The 16,944-nt window shown below is 33.5% G+C and carries 15 protein-coding genes; 9 read left to right on the top strand and 6 right to left on the bottom strand.

All coding sequences use genetic code 11. The features are described 5' to 3' along the window. Positions 1 to 6: 6 nt before the first annotated feature. Entirely contained in the window at positions 7 to 738 is a 732-nt protein-coding gene (locus CC99x_RS03445; protein WP_057625385.1) for a radical SAM protein, read from the bottom strand. Between the two features lie 347 nt (positions 739 to 1,085). After that, positions 1,086 to 1,283, bottom strand: coding sequence for a hypothetical protein (locus CC99x_RS03450; protein ID WP_057625383.1), 198 nt, complete (start codon positions 1,281 to 1,283; stop codon positions 1,086 to 1,088). 1,110 nt (positions 1,284 to 2,393) lie between these two features. Between CC99x_RS03450 and CC99x_RS03455 the strand changes: the two genes are divergently transcribed. The 3 genes from CC99x_RS03455 (at position 2,394) to CC99x_RS03465 (ending at position 5,533) form a co-directional block, all read left to right on the top strand. Beyond that, positions 2,394 to 2,615: a hypothetical protein gene (locus CC99x_RS03455; RefSeq protein WP_057625382.1), complete on the top strand. Its 222-nt coding sequence runs from the start codon at positions 2,394 to 2,396 to the stop codon at positions 2,613 to 2,615. 106 nt (positions 2,616 to 2,721) lie between these two features. After that, positions 2,722 to 3,894 (top strand): radical SAM/SPASM domain-containing protein, encoded by a 1,173-nt coding sequence (locus CC99x_RS12970; RefSeq protein WP_057625381.1) that lies wholly within the window; start codon positions 2,722 to 2,724, stop codon positions 3,892 to 3,894. Position 3,895: 1 nt separating this feature from the next. Continuing rightward, positions 3,896 to 5,533 carry a hypothetical protein gene (locus tag CC99x_RS03465; protein WP_057625380.1) on the top strand — a complete coding sequence of 546 codons (1,638 nt, stop codon included), beginning with the start codon at positions 3,896 to 3,898 and terminating at the stop codon, positions 5,531 to 5,533. A 186-nt stretch (positions 5,534 to 5,719) separates the two neighbouring features. On the opposite strand, the gene CC99x_RS03470 is transcribed toward CC99x_RS03465, so the two are convergent. Next, on the bottom strand, positions 5,720 to 5,920 hold the full coding sequence (locus tag CC99x_RS03470; RefSeq protein ID WP_057625379.1) for a hypothetical protein: 201 nt from the start codon (positions 5,918 to 5,920) through the stop codon (positions 5,720 to 5,722). Positions 5,921 to 5,947: 27 nt separating this feature from the next. Here CC99x_RS03470 and CC99x_RS03475 point away from each other — a divergent pair, with 27 nt between their 5' ends. Together CC99x_RS03475 and CC99x_RS03480 are read left to right on the top strand one after the other, a co-directional pair. Beyond that, positions 5,948 to 7,114: a hypothetical protein gene (locus tag CC99x_RS03475; RefSeq protein WP_141651932.1), complete on the top strand. Its 1,167-nt coding sequence runs from the start codon at positions 5,948 to 5,950 to the stop codon at positions 7,112 to 7,114. Between the two features lie 116 nt (positions 7,115 to 7,230). Next, the gene (locus tag CC99x_RS03480; protein WP_057625377.1) at positions 7,231 to 8,181 is read left to right on the top strand and encodes a protein kinase domain-containing protein; all 951 of its coding nucleotides are present in this window, start codon (positions 7,231 to 7,233) and stop codon (positions 8,179 to 8,181) included. 49 nt (positions 8,182 to 8,230) lie between these two features. Here the strand turns inward: CC99x_RS03480 and CC99x_RS03485 are convergent, their stop codons facing one another. Next, complete coding sequence (locus CC99x_RS03485; protein WP_057625376.1) at positions 8,231 to 8,551, bottom strand: SNARE domain-containing protein; 321 nt, start codon at positions 8,549 to 8,551, stop codon at positions 8,231 to 8,233. 229 nt (positions 8,552 to 8,780) lie between these two features. Here CC99x_RS03485 and CC99x_RS03490 point away from each other — a divergent pair, with 229 nt between their 5' ends. The 3 genes from CC99x_RS03490 to CC99x_RS03500 all read left to right on the top strand — a co-directional run bounded on the left by CC99x_RS03490 (position 8,781) and on the right by CC99x_RS03500 (position 12,425). Then, entirely contained in the window at positions 8,781 to 10,769 is a 1,989-nt protein-coding gene (locus tag CC99x_RS03490) for a protein kinase family protein (protein WP_057625375.1), read from the top strand. A 464-nt stretch (positions 10,770 to 11,233) separates the two neighbouring features. Next, positions 11,234 to 12,079, top strand: coding sequence for a hypothetical protein (locus tag CC99x_RS03495; protein WP_057625374.1), 846 nt, complete (start codon positions 11,234 to 11,236; stop codon positions 12,077 to 12,079). A gap of 46 nt (positions 12,080 to 12,125) precedes the next feature. Further along, positions 12,126 to 12,425: a heavy-metal-associated domain-containing protein gene (locus tag CC99x_RS03500; RefSeq protein WP_057625373.1), complete on the top strand. Its 300-nt coding sequence runs from the start codon at positions 12,126 to 12,128 to the stop codon at positions 12,423 to 12,425. Positions 12,426 to 12,490: 65 nt separating this feature from the next. Here CC99x_RS03500 and CC99x_RS03505 read toward each other — a convergent pair whose 3' ends face one another. Both CC99x_RS03505 and CC99x_RS03510 read right to left on the bottom strand, forming a co-directional pair. Further along, on the bottom strand, positions 12,491 to 13,687 hold the full coding sequence (locus CC99x_RS03505) for an alpha/beta fold hydrolase (protein ID WP_057625372.1): 1,197 nt from the start codon (positions 13,685 to 13,687) through the stop codon (positions 12,491 to 12,493). A 115-nt stretch (positions 13,688 to 13,802) separates the two neighbouring features. Continuing rightward, positions 13,803 to 14,636 carry an HDOD domain-containing protein gene (locus CC99x_RS03510; protein WP_077065488.1) on the bottom strand — a complete coding sequence of 278 codons (834 nt, stop codon included), beginning with the start codon at positions 14,634 to 14,636 and terminating at the stop codon, positions 13,803 to 13,805. A gap of 395 nt (positions 14,637 to 15,031) precedes the next feature. On the opposite strand from CC99x_RS03510, the gene thrS reads away from it, so the two are divergent. Beyond that, entirely contained in the window at positions 15,032 to 16,939 is a 1,908-nt protein-coding gene (thrS, locus tag CC99x_RS03515) for a threonine--tRNA ligase (protein WP_057625370.1), read from the top strand. The last annotated feature ends 5 nt before the right edge of the window (positions 16,940 to 16,944 follow it).

The following is a 16,944-nucleotide window of genomic DNA, read 5'->3' on the forward strand; positions in this document are numbered from 1 at the left end:
ATCTGATCAACAACAGTCAGTACAATTTTTAGGGATGGTTGCTTCAGATTGTCTTAGAAAAGTAAATAGTTCCGAGTTCACTATATCAAAAAGACTATTTTCTAAAATAGAAAATTCATCTTTATCATTCCAAAATTGGGTATTTCGTAGAATATCATTTGGAACAACATGACCATTTGTTGAAATACTGATTATTTGATTGATGGTTTTAATAGTTGGTTTAGGTCTTAAACTTGTAAGTAATTTTTTAACAATTGAATCAAGAATACGAATATGAATGCTAGGATCATCCTGTTTTTTCCAAGCATAAATTAAATCTAACAAAAAAGAATTTATTTTTTCTGATTCTATTTTTGAAATAGTTTGATAAGAAAGATCTGGTAATAAAAAATCTAATACTTTAAACCCTAGGTCATAAACAAGGTGTTCATAGATTAAAGTGGCAGAAAAATTAGGATTGACTACACTTAAAGCAGCGGGTTCCTTAATTTTATTTTTTTTGCATGCATCAAATAATTTATCGATGCCGATTTTTAGTCTGTCGTAAGTCCCTTTGCCTCTATGATCAATGCGATATTGATCATTGTAAATTTTAGGCCCATCTATACTCACTCCTACAGCAATCTCATGAGTTTGAAATAATTCTATCCAATCGTCATCTATCAGAGTAGCATTTGTTTGTATACTTAAAGATAATTTTGTTTTCTCTGCTAATTTATCTCGGAAAATTTTGCACATTACATCAAAATCTTTTTTTTTTGTAATAGTGGTTCACCACCGTGAAAGATAATAACTAGATTTTCAATCTTTAATTTTTCAATCCCTACTCGTAAAAAATGACAAACATCTTCTATCATTTTAAGAGATATATATTTAGGATGTTTTAGGAAGGACTTATCTTTGTCATTGAAAAAATAGCAATATGAACAATTAATATTGCATCGTTCGACTGTTTTTAAAACAACCTCTAGCCTATTAAGCTTTGTTAATTGATAGGTGAAATTGAACATGATGTATTCCAAGAAAGCGCCTAGGTGATTTTTAAGCTACTTAAGCGCTTGAATTGTTGTCTCAAAAAATTAAAATTAAAAATTTAAACTTTTTGAAAATGATAAATAGACGCAATCATTGCATTGTGCGCCTCCGCTCACTTGCATTAAAGCATTGGCTGTTAAGTTGCTATGAGGGGGAAGCTCGGCAGGTAGTTTATTAGGCTTGGAACGTGTTGCTTGATCTTTTTTTTCCATTTGGGTAATAAAGTCAATATATTTTTTACTGTACATGTAATACTCCCTCATGTATATAAATTTTATTCCATCTTTTAAGCATATAAATGATGCGCGAGAAAGGTATATTATTGCAGCTTAAGTGTCAACTTAAAATGAAAATATGTATTTAGAATTATTACTAAAGAGTAATTTTTCGATTATATAATTTAAAGGGTACTGTCATGGAAAAGATAACTAAAAGCACATAGATAAACTACTGTTATTCTTCTTCTGATATGATCTTTCATATGCGTTCTCAATTTGTTGCATGGATGGAGCACTATTAAGATTAAAAAACTAACAGAAGTAAGTGAGATCTCATTTGATGACAATCTAATGATGGTCTTGTTAGCGAATAAAGGAACATTGTATGAGCATAATATGGTGATGATCAGGTTGTCATTATTGAAATGCTGATCAAAATATTTTTGAGGCTATGAAGAAAAGTTACAAGATCATTATATAGAAATATTTGATTGGGATAATTGGTTGGAATAAAAATAGAACCGAGAATATAATATTGATAATTGTAATTCAACGTTAGAGCTTGTTGATTGGCTAAGAAAATAAAAATAATATCCTCTTAATGCTGATATAGAAGAAAAAGAACATACAGAAGCACAGGGAAAAAATTCTGAGAAGAAAGAAATCCTTCACGCTTGTCAAAAATCTCTTTTAGAGACAGTCTCCAATTTCATGATAATAAAAAGGCTTTCCTGCCGATGAGTATTTTTATAGGCTTGAAAAATACTATGCTGAGTTATTTGAAGATGATAATGTCATTGTCGATGTCAAAATGGTTTTAGTTCCGAGGAAGATGGAAAAATAATCATTGAGTGTGAATTTGATGGAAAACAGCCTATCAAAGAAGACAAATTTAAAGCGAAGATAATCCTAGAGTATGGTTTAAAGGTTGATGGCGTTAAATTTGAAGAGAATGAGGAAAAAACAATACTGATGGACTAGCATTTATTTCATTATGGCAAATGAGGATATATTGTATTTTCTCTGTAGAGAAATAATTATGATCATTATAATTTACATTACTTGACATTAGCTTGGTTGATATTTACGATGTCACTCGCTCTTTATTGAGCAATGCTAAAATATAAGGATTATATAGTTATGAAGAATAATAAAAGCAAAATTCTAAAACTTTTGAATAAAGAATTAGCAGTTTCTGGATTTGATTTGGATAATTTTGTAGCAAAACATTTCTCAGAAAAAAATCTCACCGTCCTTGAGTCTGAGCTAATCAAAAAAGTATCAGGCGGTAGGCATGAGAAAGTAAATGCCGATGGTTCTAAAGATACTACATTCATAAAAGCTGGTCCTGTTACATATTAAGAGTCCTTTCTTGTTCTTGAGTGATAGAACTGATTTAGATCTATCACTTTTATTTTCTCTTCTTTAGTAATTGAAGAAAAGTCATAGTAAATGGAAGTAAATCTTTGTGAGTAAAATTGAAGCAGTCTTTGTTTTAAAGACAGTGGAGCGATGTAATATTAATTGCACATACTGTTATTTTTTTAATAAAAATGATCAATCATATAAAGAGCATCCACCCTTGATGTCAGAAGGAACTTTATTTCAAGTTGCTGACTTTATATTAAATGGATGTAAAAAATTTGAAATAAAAAATCTGGTTGTTTGTTTTCATGGTGGTGAGCCATTGATGCAGAAAAAGGATCAGTTTGAAAAATTTTGTTTGTATATTGTTGATAATTTAGTTCCAGGCTTAAAAGTGTCGTTTATTTTGCAAACAAACGGTTTATTGATTAATGACGAATGGCTGAATCTTTTGCAAAAATTTAATGTGAATATAAGCATTAGTCTTGATGGCCCTAAATTAATTAATGATAAATATAGAATTGATCATGCTGGTAGAGGAACTTTTAATCGAGTTAGAAGAAAAATAGATTTTTTACGTGAGCATGAATTTTATAAATTAAAAGGATTTTCAATTTTATCAGTTATTAGTGAGTTTTTTGAAGCGAATGAGATTTATAATTTCTTTTTTAATGAATTATGTTTGAATAATGTTGATTTTCTAATTCCAGATAATACCCATGACGAAAAATCTAATTTTTCTGAGAATCAACTTGGAAATTTTTTATCTGAGTTGTTTATGTTATGGATTAATGATCGACCACAAAAAATATCAATTAGGTATTTTAATGGGATATTAAACCGATTCTTAGGAAAACCATATTATACATATGGGCATGGTTCAACCAAAGAATTAGAATGTTTGCCATTGGTCACTATATCAAGTGATGGTTCATTGTCTCCTTCAGATGAGTTTAGATCAACCTCAATGGATTTTATGAACACCAATATGAATTGTTCATCTTCTGAGCTAGATGAATTATTAAAGCATGATAATTTTGAAAAAATTGACAAATCGCTCAATACACTACCTAAAGATTGTGCTAGTTGCTTGTGGAAAAATATTTGTCAAGGCGGTGGATTAGTGAATAGATATTCTGCTGCTAGAGAATTTGATAACCCATCTGTTTTTTGTAATGATTTAAAGATATTTTATAGAACTGTAAGTATCGAATTAATTAAAAGGAGAATGAGCATTGATCATATGATTGAAAATCTGAATAAAGAAGCTGCTTAAAATGAACTATACCTTGAAAGCTGTATTTTTTTTATTGGTTTCATTCTGTAACCTAGAAAGTTATTGTCAGCCGGTAAAGTATCAGCTATCTCAATCTAAAGGAGTGGATGCAAAAAATTTAGTTCATATAGAAATGACTTTTCAATCAGATAAAAGTGGCGTAACAAAATTATTGCTCCCAGATAAATGGACAGATGCAGATCATTTATTTGAAAATATTGTTAATGTTATCCTTAAGAATAAGGAAACACAAAATGTTTGGCTCATTGATAGTGCTCTTCCATTTGAAAAATATATTATTTCCCCGCCAAACACTGAGCTTAAATTAACTTATGATTTGATTGACAATAGTCAGCATAATTTTAAGCCTCATATCAATGAAAAATATTTTTCTTTTATTGGGAAAACGGCATTCATCGTTCCTGAGCTTCAAGGAGATAATGAGTCTAACAACATTATATTGGAATGGCTGGTGCCAGAGGCTCAAAAAAGCTATCGATTAGTTAATAGCTATGGCATAGATCAGAAATGTCAAAAAATTTCAAAAGAAGAGCTGTTAGAAGGTATTTTTCAAGGTGGAGATCTTTTTATTTCTCTACATGGTGATGGTGATCATAAAATTATATTTTCTTATAGCCAAGAATATTCAACTCGATCTAATTACGAAAAAGATGCTGTGAATTTAATCATGGCTCAGCGATTAGCAATGCAAGATAATAATATTCCATATTATTTTATTCCTTCCATTATAGAGCTAGATAAGATTTTTTCAGCAACACATTTAAAAAATAGTGTGTTATTTGTCTATGGTGATGATTGGTTATCTTTGCCAAGAGATGAATTAATTAGACATATGGCACATGAATTTTTTCATTATTGGATAGGCCATAAGATAAAGGCATCAAATGATTATTTATCATCTATGTGGTTTTTTGAAGGATTTAATGATTTTATAAGCATTGAGTTAGCTTTTCAATCAGAATTTTTAAGAGAAAATGCATATGTTGATATTAAGAATAGGCTGTTGAAAGCACATTATGTATCACCGTTTCAAGCTATTTCGAATAAGAATGTTGCGTTATATTATTGGGATAACCCAGAGCTTCACGGCGCCCCTTATATAAAAGGGCATTTGTTTGCACAATTTTGTGATCAAATTTTAAAAGAAAAAAATCGCTCGTTATTAGATGTAATATCATTATTATCTCAACCTAACAGCCCTTATTATAAAGAGCGTTTTACAGAAAAAGACCTAATAAATGCTTTAGCCAATTTAGTATCATTAGATATTTATGAAGCATATGTTAAGTATTTTATTAAATGTGAATGTTTTGGAGACGAAATAGATTTGAAGTTAAAAGGTTATCCGCTTGACTTTGTTAATTTTAACATGCCAAATTATAATCTAAATGTTGTGGCTACTTTTATTGAGAATAGAATAATAGGACTTTCTAAAGAGAATGAACTGTATCGCCTTGGCTTTAGAGACGGGTGGCCAATTAGTAATATGAAAATTGATCCGTTATTAAAAACAGAGTTTATTGAAGTTGATATATTTGATCCTGCTGATAAGCTAAAAAAAATTGTGTTAAAACCGTATCATTACAGTTTAAGAATTCCTGCGTTTAAACAGAAATAAATTTCAAATGCTTGATTTTCAAGATTTTCTTGTGATTTTTTGAGAACAACACTATCTAACAAAAGATATTAGAAACCAATTCTTATTTATTCAGTATGTATGAATAAAATAAAAATTGATTTCTTTTATCATGAGTTCTCTTGAATACAAGAGTATTGCTTTCATATCAAGTCAGATGCAAAGTAATTAGCTAATTTTTAATTTTGCAAATACGTGATTGAGTCCTTCCATTGTATCCTCTTCAACCGCTTTAATCTGGTTTTTATAATCGGCAAGCATTTTCTGCTTAGCTTGATACGCGCTACCTGCTTTAGCCATAAACAAAAGGGCTTTGTTATTTGCAACATCTGCGTCTCTTTTACTACTCCAGTCAAATGCTTCACGCATTCTGTTTCTGAACCGTACAATTCTGTAATGACAACCCGATTAAAAGCAGATGCTTACCCATACAAAGTATATCGATGCTCAGACTTTAATCTGGCTATACAAGTAACACGTAGGATGCTCTCATGGGTAAACCATGGACTCAATTTTAGCCATGAAAAGTCAGATGGTATATATTCAAATTTTATAGATGCATATCCGAATTGCCATCCTGTAGAAGGTGGTCGAAATCAGTTGGAACATGCGAAGAAAGATTTTGATGTTATTTTTTATAGATATATTTCCATGGCCTCGCATCCTAACCAGCCTTTTATGGTAAGCGATGCACAGAATGAAGGTGCTCGTTGTAGTGAAGCAATTGCAATGGCATACAATATTGAAACATTACTTTGTGCAGATGCAGTGCATTCTTTAGATACGATCAATGCAAATTGGGTAACAGATAAAACAACCATTTCACCAGAAGTGATAGAGTATAAGTTTAGTCCGCACTCGAACTATTGGGCTTATTTTCAACGTGCCAATAATCCAGATGAGTATCAACCTTATGGAAAATTACCTGAAAATGCTGTCAAAGATGGCCATTATCCTTGCTCATTGTCTGCCTGGAACTATGAGCGATATCCTTCTATTGAAGAATTTGTGCAACAATATCCATTTTTATTGCCATTAGATTCTAAGATAGTCTCATCCTGGGCATTGATGATTTACATGCAAAATACGCCTGGGTTGTGGCAGGATATGGGTGAGTTAATAGTACCTGAAATTTGCTACCCACTGGCGGATCTGGAAGTAGAAGAGCGCAAAAAAGAGTGGAAGGATTATGTTGTTCAGCTATTTCAAAAACGTGATTTATTCCAACATTCTTTTAAAGAAAACCTTGAACAAGCCGAACAGCTTGAAAAATTTCAATATTCTCCAACAAAGCGAAATGCGAGTAATTTGAATAAAAGAATTCGCCCTCTTTCTGTAGATTTAGGGCAATTTTTACAAGATTCATCCATGGAAGTGATAGTGTCTGACTCATCGAGAGAGGTGATGACACCTGAAGAAGAAGAAAATATTTTTGCTGCCTCTACACAATCGATTATGTTTAGTCGAGCCATTAAATATACAAGTCCTAAGAAAAAAGTAGTTGCTAGTGATAAAGTTACTTTGCAAAGTAATTCATCGTCTTGTAGAAAATTGTTTTTTTAAAAATAATTGAACAATTTTAGATGAAATGTAATAGTTATCCGATGATGAGCAATTCAATTTTATTTTTGAGTAGATATAATTTAAGGTAATTTTCTTAGAAGTGACAGAGTGCCATTTTGCAAAAAATAATTGATTTTTTAAATGCAATAAATGAGCCTGGCAATCCTGTTCAAAATGCTCTTTTTGATGATAATACCATTGCTGAGATATTAGCAATCAATCCCTCTCTTTTGAATTTCCCTAAAATTTCGAGAAAAGATGAGAGCAAGTTTAAATATTCCATTATATTTGATCGTAAAAATACGCCTTTTGCGTTATATAACCCCTATCGTGGCACAGAAGAAACTATCAATTCAGGTGCGCAGGGAGACATTCGTATTGCTCAAAATCTATTTACAAAAGAGTTTTGTTTAGTAAAAATATGTTGTATTTTAGAGCCTGATAGAAAATTATTAGACAGAGCACTCTCTAATATTATTAGAGAAATGAGAATAAGTGAATTATATCGATGTGATTTTATTCATGGATTTCAACATATTATTCATAATCATCGTTTGAAAACGTATATGTTCATGCAGGAGCTTCCAGGGGAGCCATTAGCTGAGTTTGATGCAAAGGGGTTAAACTCAACACAGTGTTTAGAGATTGTGTACCAATTTTTATTGATGCTTGATTCACTCAGTCGAAAAGGGATTGTGCATCGCGATATTCATAATGAAAATATATTAATTGACTCATCACTGAATGTGCATTTAATAGATTTTGGTCTTGCTTATGAACAAGAGCCGAAGAATTTATCTGGCCTTGATTTTGATGATATTTATACCTTAATAGAGAATCTTGATTTACTAAGTGGTTTTGACGGGTTAAAAACTCTATTTAAAGAAAAAGCACATAGTTGCATGAAAAGAACAGATGCAGACTGTTCAGAATATGTGAATATTAACATCGATGATCTCATTGCTAAAACGCTATGTGCTTTAGTTATTCCTTCCTTTGCACACTCAGCTCAAGAAAGAGATCGATCTTATTTAGAGCCATATTCTTTTAAGGCTAAAAGAAATTGATAGTTGCTGCTAAATTAAAAAACGAAGTGGCTAATAGAAAACTTTAAAATTAAAGCACTGTACAGCAACAATGTCGGTGATGTCTCTTTGCATCTTCGATGTTTTCATTGCCTTGATTCATATTTTCTTTGCCAATTTCTGTATTCGTAGCAATATGCTCTACCATTTCATTTTGGTTATTGATGAGTTCATTTATATCAAGACTTAAACTTTTTAATTGGGTTACGCCATTTTCTACATGCTCGATATCGTCATGCTGAGCGTTTAAGAAAGTTTCTGCTGTTAATTTTTTCTTTCTTGATGATTTGTCATCCCCTGAGACCTTTCTTGCACTTGTTGAAAAAAGTTTAGGTGTTCCATTTCCAAGCATATGAGATCCTATTTATTTGTGATTATTGAATCCTAAGAATAGCTAACTACTTCTTGAGTTTACAATTGAGTGAGATAAAAGCAAGTATTTGCACTTAAGTGATTTATCACAAGGTCTAGACCATTTGTCATCTAATAGGCAATTTTAGTTGAAATTCAATATGTTAGTAGATAAACTGCCAAAAAACCAATCAACTAACTATTTTCCTGAGGCAATGAGGTAACTTTTTATGCTAGATTTCTTTAGTTCAGAAACAGTACATAATGCATGCAAAGGTTACTGCCCAGCATTTCTTTACGATGAATTAAGAAGCAAGGGGTTATGGGATCACTTATTTCAAAATGACAGTGGTTATTTACAACAACTGACAGATATAATTTATGAAAATCCTGTGATCAGCACAACGGTGATAGCCGGTAGTTTAACTGCAGGTGCTTTCTTAGCACTCAAATCAATTCATTCGCAAACAAGCACAGCATTATTGAGCAAAGACTTAATCCAAGCCGTTACTCTTGAGCCTACCTTATTATTAGAAACATCTGATGATGCACAAATTAATACTTTTAGATTTGCAACAGATGCAACGGAAATACAGAAAACATATTCTGCTGTAGAGAAATTACTTAAAGAAATGCTTGATGCGTATAGACAAGAAAATGATGAGCAACAAGAACAGTGTGCACAATTAAGTAATCCAGAGGTGACTTTAGTAGAAATCAAAGAACTGTATAAGAGCGTTTTTGATCGAGATATGCCTGATGAACTTACAATACAAGATGCTACAACTCAGATTGAAGAAGCATTAACTGCACAGCTAGAAGACAGCACAAATGGAATTCAAAAATTCGAAAAGTGTCTTGAATTTATTCAATATAAAGCGCAGAAGATTGAAACGCCTATTTTTGAAATAGCAAGATGCGCTGAGACTGGTAGATTGCTCATTGATAAGAGTGTAATGGACAGCCCAAGTATGGCTATTTTTATCATGGCACTCTTATCTAAAGGACAAAAAACAGATTATAGTAGGTATTATCCAATGTTGTTTTCTGATATTTATTCAGAAGCATTTGTTGATGCAGTAGAAAATGCTCAAAACAAAGCAGACAAAGATAAAATCAGTGTTGTTGAGCAAATTAGTCGATTGATACTAAAGAAAAAACCAGAAAGTGGTGTTGAAGTTGCAGATGATAAGGTATTCATATCTGAAGAATACAGCTACTTATTTGCAAAATTTTTGGCCACAAATCATGTGCATGCGGTTGGTGGCGAATATAATAAAGATTTGAATCTCAAAAATTTATCGAAGAGAGATTGGTATCCACAGATATTTGAGGCCGAAGCCATAATAAATGCTGAGAGAGCAAGTCAAATTTTAGCTTTAAATAAGGATAAAAAATCAAAGATCCTTTCTAAAGAACAAACAGGTTTTAGTCATGACTATATTGTTAATATAGATAGTGAAGAACAGTTAGATGTTATTTGTATTGGGCCTATTGCTGGTTCTGGTGCATTTGGCGAAGTGCATGTAGGTCGGTCGTTGATAAGAGATGAATTGCTTGCAATCAAAATTCTACATAATGTCGATGCAGACGCTGAGAGTGAAGGAAAAGTACTGGAAGCATTAGGAGAGCATAGAGGTACCTTTAAATCAGAAGATGATAAATTAGTGATGATTTCTAAATTTTATAAAGGCACAGATTTATTTGAGTTCTTGCTGCTTGGGCCTGATAAAGCAGTGGAGCTTGATCTTGCAATTAAAGCCTGTGAGAGCATTCAATTCATGCATGATAGAGGCTATATTCACTTAGACGTTAAGCCAGAGAATTTTATGGTTGATGATACGGGAGATTCTATTAATATTTTCCGTATTGATTTTGGTACTAGTTTGAGTATTGAAAATGTTCAAGAAATACGTGAAGACTATACAAAGGATATTCCAAAAGGAACGAATGGAAGAATGGCGCCTGAGGTTGAGGGAACACATAAATATTCTGATCGTGAACAATTTAAAGACAGAATTTATTCGACAGCCGCAGATGTTTATTCTCTCGGTATTATGTTGAGAGATGATCTTGGTATCAAGAACGATACTGTAAACAGCATGCTGGAGGTTGACTATGAAAAGAGGATTCAGCTTCCTGAAGTAATTAAGCAATTAAAATTAGCACAGCAAGCATCACAAAAGGCTGATCAGAAAAAAAGCATTAAATTACGTTAATATACAAGCCCAGCAGCATAACTGCTTCTGGGTTAATTTTTCAGAAAAGAGGGACACAAAGGTTTAAAAGGTATTATGCAAGCAAAGAAAAGCATATACTATGTGAATATGCGCATAGTTTAGTTTGTCTCTTGTGCGTTACGCCATAATATAATTACCAATATAATTATCAAATTAATCTCTGCTATATAGCGAATACCCCAGTTTTATTAATATTTTTGATTGATTATCTATTATAGTTATTAATTTTACATTATTTGTGTTCATAGAAATTAAAGTGGATGTCCTGAATAATATATCCTTATGTTTAAATATTAGCTGTCCTAGATAAATATGAGTATATACATTATATGTTTAAGAAAACTTTCAAAAAACGATGGGGTGCGATATCATGCTTTTTTTATTGAGAATTAACTTTTTTTTAAATGCTCAAACCCCTCATTTCATATAATAGCGCTTTTCCTATGGTACCTAAGAAAACTTGGTTAAATACTTTTTTCTGTATCGTTTTAAGTATATCTATTGCGATTTATTTGTTCTCAACGAATGTGTTTGGTTTGGTGCCAGCACTCGCTGTTTGTTTCTTTGGCATTACAATAGGATTGCTTCTAGGACAGGATGTTAAAGTGAATCCTAAGGGCAGTAAAGCGTATGTTACATCATCAGATTTGAATGCTAAATCTAAGTCAAGCACTTCAAAACTGACCACGCTTATCAAACAGCAGCAAAATACCTATCAACAAGTATTTTTAAAAAATCCTACTACCTTTCACCAACCCACTTTTCATTATGATTGGTGGATGTTTCCGATACCTGTACATCCTGCTGCAAGTAGTACTTCAAAGCAATATGCTGTCAATGATGTAGAGATTACGCAATTATTGCAGCATGATTTATTCATGAAAACCTATTTTCTCAGCATCGAGAAATATCTCAATAATTTATCGAAACATGGCTGGAATCAATACCCTATTCGTTATGAGAAAATGCTTAGATCTCTTTCTTGCTTTATATCTGTAAGTCAAAATTTAACTAAAAATCATAATATTGAATCAATACAGAAAAAGCTTTATCCGCTTGCCTCTAAAGCTGTAGAATATGCAGAACAAAATCATATGAATACGGGTCGTATGGCGATATTAATCAGGGATGTGAAGAAGATATTAATGGGCGATGTTTTGACGAGTAAAAAGGAATTCGCCCCTGCTTTTAGAAGCGTTTCTTTATCCAATACTGAGAAATGCATTGCAGCTTTGTCATCAGAAGCTTTGTTGAACGCTGATGTGCGTTTGAAAAAAATGAGTAGCTAAAAAAATTATTATGATGCAAATTGTTTAACTTAAGGAGAAAAATAACATGTATTTTGCTTTTGGATCACAATCTGAAGAACAAACCCACTCTTTTTCAGTATCTCCCATGCGTTGTGAAAAATGTGTTGAAAAAATTAGAACAGGTTTGAGTGCTTTAAACCTAACTAATGCAAATTTTAGTGTTAGTATTGAAAATAAGAGATTAACGGTTACTGCACCTACTAGCATTAGTGTGGCTGACATTATTGCTGCTTTACAAGCAGCTGGCACAACCGCTACACACATTAATTTGAATACAACGGCTCAGCCTAGTAGTGCGCCAAAACCTTGGGGTGGTTGGTTTTAAATTTATAGTGACATCAATAAAAAAGCGGGTTATCAACCCGCTTTTTTATGAAAGATAGAAGAGGATTAGATCTTAAGCAATTTTCTGCATTTGTTATTCATGACTATATCACCACTGGTTTGATGGTTATTAGGTGTAGTCCCATCTCTGAGTTTATGGAAAGTTTTTAAATAATTCATTGGGCAATTATGAGCTTCCACAGAAATGCTATTGTCAGCCGCAAAACGCAATTTGCAGTCTTTTATGTTAAGTAATCTTGCATGCAAGGATACTTTTTCATTTTCATCACTTGTATTTGAGATTTCTTTCTTTAATTCTTTCTTCTGTGTTTTTCTTTGGCTTTTTAAACGATAGTGAATAGTTGCTCTTTCACAAATCACTCCGTCATCTTTTGCAATGATGTAGTCTTTTGCTTCATTAGGTAAAGCTTGATAAGCACTAAATGCATCCATTCGACCAAAGCTTAACCATAAAACAGTATTGAGTATAGGGCGGAAGAAAAATTCAGGTATTTGTGGATAAATGAGGCCACTGGCGAGTAATGCACCGCCTATTATCCAAGCGGTGCTTGTGGTAACGAATAAAGTAGCAAGCAAGCCGTATATGATGCCTGTCAGCAATCCGGTACCCAAACCATGTAATATACTAACCATGATTTCATCGGCAAGTGTTGAGAAAGAACGATTGTTAATAAGACGCGGTGAACATTCGTTTTTATCATTGTCTGTGATGGTTTTTTTGCTTTTTTGCAGAGTGGCAAGTTCTTCTTTATAGATAGTAGAGGCAGCCATCGTTAGAATAGCACCACCTAATGAATGACCATTTAATAGTATATTTTTTAGAGGAATACCTAAGGAGCGATAATGATTGATGACAGCAACAGCATCATCAACCCAATCTTTTTCTGAAGAAACGCTGCCCTGACTTTTTCCAACATTTCTAAAGTTCATGCTCGTAACAATAGTCTCTTTATAAGAGAGGCTTGTTTCTTGTAATTCAAATTGATGATTTTCAACACAATCTGCATTACCAAAGGCATGTAGAATGACTTTAGTATCAGGTGTGATTTTTAGTTTATCTGTTGAGCAGAATTGGCGCACTCCAATCTGGGCATTTCCAGATGATTTAATCAATTTCAAATGGCTCGATATACTATCAGAATAAGATTGATTTGCTGGATCATGTGGTGCTGCTGGATAAAGCCGCTGAGCGGGCATGATAATTTTGGAGATAAATGATCCAAAGAAACGTCGCAAAAACATTTAGTTAACCTAATTATTTAAAAGCAAACAAAAATAATAGAGTAAAGCCGGCAAAAAAGAAATAAGAATATTTTTTAGTAACTAACTTTTTAAGAGTAACTACACAGTAAAAAAATTAGTGTTTACTAAACATTTTAAGTGCGGCATTTAATTCTGTGCTGATATTAGGTGTGTTGATAAAATCGCTGTCAGCAGAAAGCTGTAAATTTTTGTAAAAGATTTCGCTATTTTGTATTTCAATTGGTAATTGATGTTTTTTATTATATTGATCAATGGCAACAGCGATAACATCGCTAAAGCAGGCACGATTTTCAGCCAGTACTTTTGTTTTGTGGTTGTTGAAGATTTTATGAATGTTTACAATTTCTTCTGGGAAGTCCCAGGCTTTGAGTATACTTTCTCCAATCATGGGGTGATAGGTCTGGATCAAATCCTTAAGTAATGTTTCATCTTCAAGTAGTTCATCATGATCAGATGCATAAGTTAAGAGAGGAAGTATACCAACGCGGTGCATCAGTCCTGCTAATGATGCCATTTCTGGGGGAAGGGATGTAAAATTTTTGGCAATGACGTGAGAATAAGCTGCAACTTCGGTGCTTTCATTCCAAACTTGGTACATATATTTATCAATAAGTTCATGCGTTGCTTGAAAGATTTGTTCCATTGCAAGCCCAACTACGGTATGGCATACAAAGCTTAAGCCCAAGCGCGTAACGGCATTCTGTAATGAGCTGATTTCTGTTGTGCCACGCATGAGTGGACTGTTTGCAATGCGAATGATTCTGGCTGCTAATCCTGGATCAAGGCTGATGATGCTTGCAACTTTAGCAGGCAAGATATTTTTATCCTCTTCAATTTCCCTAATTTTTACAGCAATTTCAGGTTGAGTAGGCAATTTTATTTTGTTGTGATGAATGTCATCTTGTAGCCGATTAATAATAGATTGCATATCCGCCATATTTTTAAAGCTCCAATACGATTCTGAGTATTCCAAGCTCGCATACTAAATAATAATATTAGACTATTTTTTTATTGTACATTTAGGCAATGTTTAATTAAGCAGTGTCATCCTTTTGTGAATAAAACGCATGTGCTGTGACTACATATACTCATAACAGTCGATTTTTAGGTGAGGCGGCAAAGGAGCGAATCCCCGGGAGTGCACAAATAGTGCATGACTGGGGTGAGAGAGTGCAGCCAACAAAACCTAAAATTCGAATGTGAAGAGTATATCTAAAGGATCTTAAAAAAGAATTAAAATAAAGCGTGCTTGTTTTCAAATCATTTCCTTAATTTGATAAGATGACGTATTCTGTTGTAACTTTTTGAAATTGGAAGCATTCTATGACGGTAATTACTTTACCTGATGGCAAAAATCTTGAGTTTGATCACTTTGTAACAGCCCATGAAGTTGCTGAAACGATTAGTAAAAAATTAGCTAAACGCGCAGTTGCTGCTAAGTTAAATGACAAAATAGTGGATCTATCTACGCTTATTAAGCAAGATTCTAAAGTCACCATTCTGACATCAGAAGATCCAGAGGGTTTAGAGGTATTAAGACACTCTACAGCTCACCTATTAGCGCATGCTGTACAATCTGTTTATCCTCAAGCACAAGTAACAATTGGCCCTGTCATTGAAGATGGCTTTTACTATGACTTTGCCTTTGACAGACCCTTTACACCTGAAGACTTAGCTTTATTTGAAGCAAAGATGCAAGAGCTGTCTAGACAGAATCTAACAGTCACACGCCATGAATTTACGCGCGAAGAAGCTATTGATAAATTCACATTGATGGGTGAAAAATATAAAGTCAAAATCATTGAGAAAATTCCTGCCGGTGAAGTGCTTTCTTTCTATCAACAGGGAGATTTTATCGATCTCTGTCGTGGGCCCCACGTACCCAGTACTGGCAGAATTCAAGTCTTTAAATTAATGAAAGTTGCAGGGGCTTACTGGGAAGGTAATTCTGAAAATGAAATGCTACAGCGCATTTATGGTACCTGCTGGGCCGATCAAAAAGAGTTGAAACAATATTTATTTCGTCTTGAAGAAGCAGAAAAAAGAGATCACAGAAAGCTTGGCAAAAAATACGATCTTTTCCATATGCAAGAAGAAGCACCTGGGATGGTATTTTGGCATCCTAAAGGTTGGGTTGTTTATCAACAAATTGTGCAATACATTCGAAAACTCATTACTAAAAATGACTATCAAGAAGTGAATACACCACAATTGGTTGATAGATCTTTGTGGGAACGTTCAGGGCATTGGGCCATGTTTGGCGAAAATATGTTTACGGTTACTTGTGAAGAGAAAGTCTTTGCGATTAAACCTATGAACTGCCCATGCCATGTGCAAATTTTTAATCAAGGCATCAAAAGTTATCGCGAACTACCCATTCGTCTAGCAGAATTTGGAAGTTGTCACCGAAATGAGCCTTCAGGTGCTTTGCATGGCATTATGCGTGCCCGTAACTTTGTGCAAGATGATGCGCATATCTTTTGCACAGAAGATCAAATTCAAGATGAAGTGTCTTGTTTTATTGATCTTTTATTTAAGGTATACAAAGATTTTGGCTTTGAAGAAGTATTAATTAAGTTGTCTACCCGACCCGATCAGCGTGTTGGATCGGATGAGGTATGGGATAAAGCAGAGCTCGCTTTACAGACTGCTTTGGACAGTAAAGCACTAAAATGGGAGCTGCATCCTAAAGAAGGTGCATTTTATGGACCTAAGATAGAGTTCTCTCTCAAAGATTGCTTAGGGCGTGTATGGCAATGTGGTACGATTCAAGTCGACTTTTCTATGCCGGATAGATTAGGTGCTCAATATGTTGCAGAAGATAGCAGCAAAAAGGTGCCAGTCATATTGCATCGAGCTATACTAGGCTCCTTAGAAAGATTTATTGGTATCTTGATTGAGCAATATGCGGGATCATTGCCTGTTTGGCTCTCTCCTGTCCAGGTAGCTGTCTTAAATATTACCGAATCTCAAGCAGAATATGTTACAAATATAGCTAATCAGCTTTCTAATTTAGGCATTAGAGCTGTTGCTGACTTGAGAAACGAGAAAATAGGGTTTAAAATCCGCGAGCACACTGTACAACGTGTGCCTTATTTATTGGTTGTGGGCGATAGAGAACGAGAGACAAATTCTGTGTCTGTTCGTACCCGAGAAGGGGTTGATTTAGGTGTCAAACCAATAAAGGAATTTGAGGTGTTAATTACGAATGATTTACAATTGTCTAAATAACATTT

It is taken from the genome of Candidatus Berkiella cookevillensis (genome assembly GCF_001431315.2).
Lineage (GTDB): Bacteria > Pseudomonadota > Gammaproteobacteria > Berkiellales > Berkiellaceae > Berkiella_A > Berkiella_A cookevillensis.

What these genes read in the sequence shown, in the direction of transcription:
- CC99x_RS03445 (WP_057625385.1), bottom strand. Translation starts at nt 738, where the DNA reads ATGTGCAAAATTTTCCGAGATAAATTAGCAGAGAAAACAAAATTATCT.
- CC99x_RS03450 (WP_057625383.1), bottom strand. Translation starts at nt 1,283, where the DNA reads ATGTACAGTAAAAAATATATTGACTTTATTACCCAAATGGAAAAAAAA.
- CC99x_RS03455 (WP_057625382.1), top strand. Translation starts at nt 2,394, where the DNA reads ATGAAGAATAATAAAAGCAAAATTCTAAAACTTTTGAATAAAGAATTA.
- CC99x_RS03465 (WP_057625380.1), top strand. Translation starts at nt 3,896, where the DNA reads ATGAACTATACCTTGAAAGCTGTATTTTTTTTATTGGTTTCATTCTGT.
- CC99x_RS03470 (WP_057625379.1), bottom strand. Translation starts at nt 5,920, where the DNA reads ATGCGTGAAGCATTTGACTGGAGTAGTAAAAGAGACGCAGATGTTGCA.
- CC99x_RS03475 (WP_141651932.1), top strand. Translation starts at nt 5,948, where the DNA reads ATGACAACCCGATTAAAAGCAGATGCTTACCCATACAAAGTATATCGA.
- CC99x_RS03485 (WP_057625376.1), bottom strand. Translation starts at nt 8,551, where the DNA reads ATGCTTGGAAATGGAACACCTAAACTTTTTTCAACAAGTGCAAGAAAG.
- CC99x_RS03490 (WP_057625375.1), top strand. Translation starts at nt 8,781, where the DNA reads ATGCTAGATTTCTTTAGTTCAGAAACAGTACATAATGCATGCAAAGGT.
- CC99x_RS03495 (WP_057625374.1), top strand. Translation starts at nt 11,234, where the DNA reads ATGGTACCTAAGAAAACTTGGTTAAATACTTTTTTCTGTATCGTTTTA.
- CC99x_RS03500 (WP_057625373.1), top strand. Translation starts at nt 12,126, where the DNA reads ATGTATTTTGCTTTTGGATCACAATCTGAAGAACAAACCCACTCTTTT.
- CC99x_RS03505 (WP_057625372.1), bottom strand. Translation starts at nt 13,687, where the DNA reads ATGTTTTTGCGACGTTTCTTTGGATCATTTATCTCCAAAATTATCATG.
- CC99x_RS03510 (WP_077065488.1), bottom strand. Translation starts at nt 14,636, where the DNA reads ATGCAATCTATTATTAATCGGCTACAAGATGACATTCATCACAACAAA.
- thrS (WP_057625370.1), top strand. Translation starts at nt 15,032, where the DNA reads ATGACGGTAATTACTTTACCTGATGGCAAAAATCTTGAGTTTGATCAC.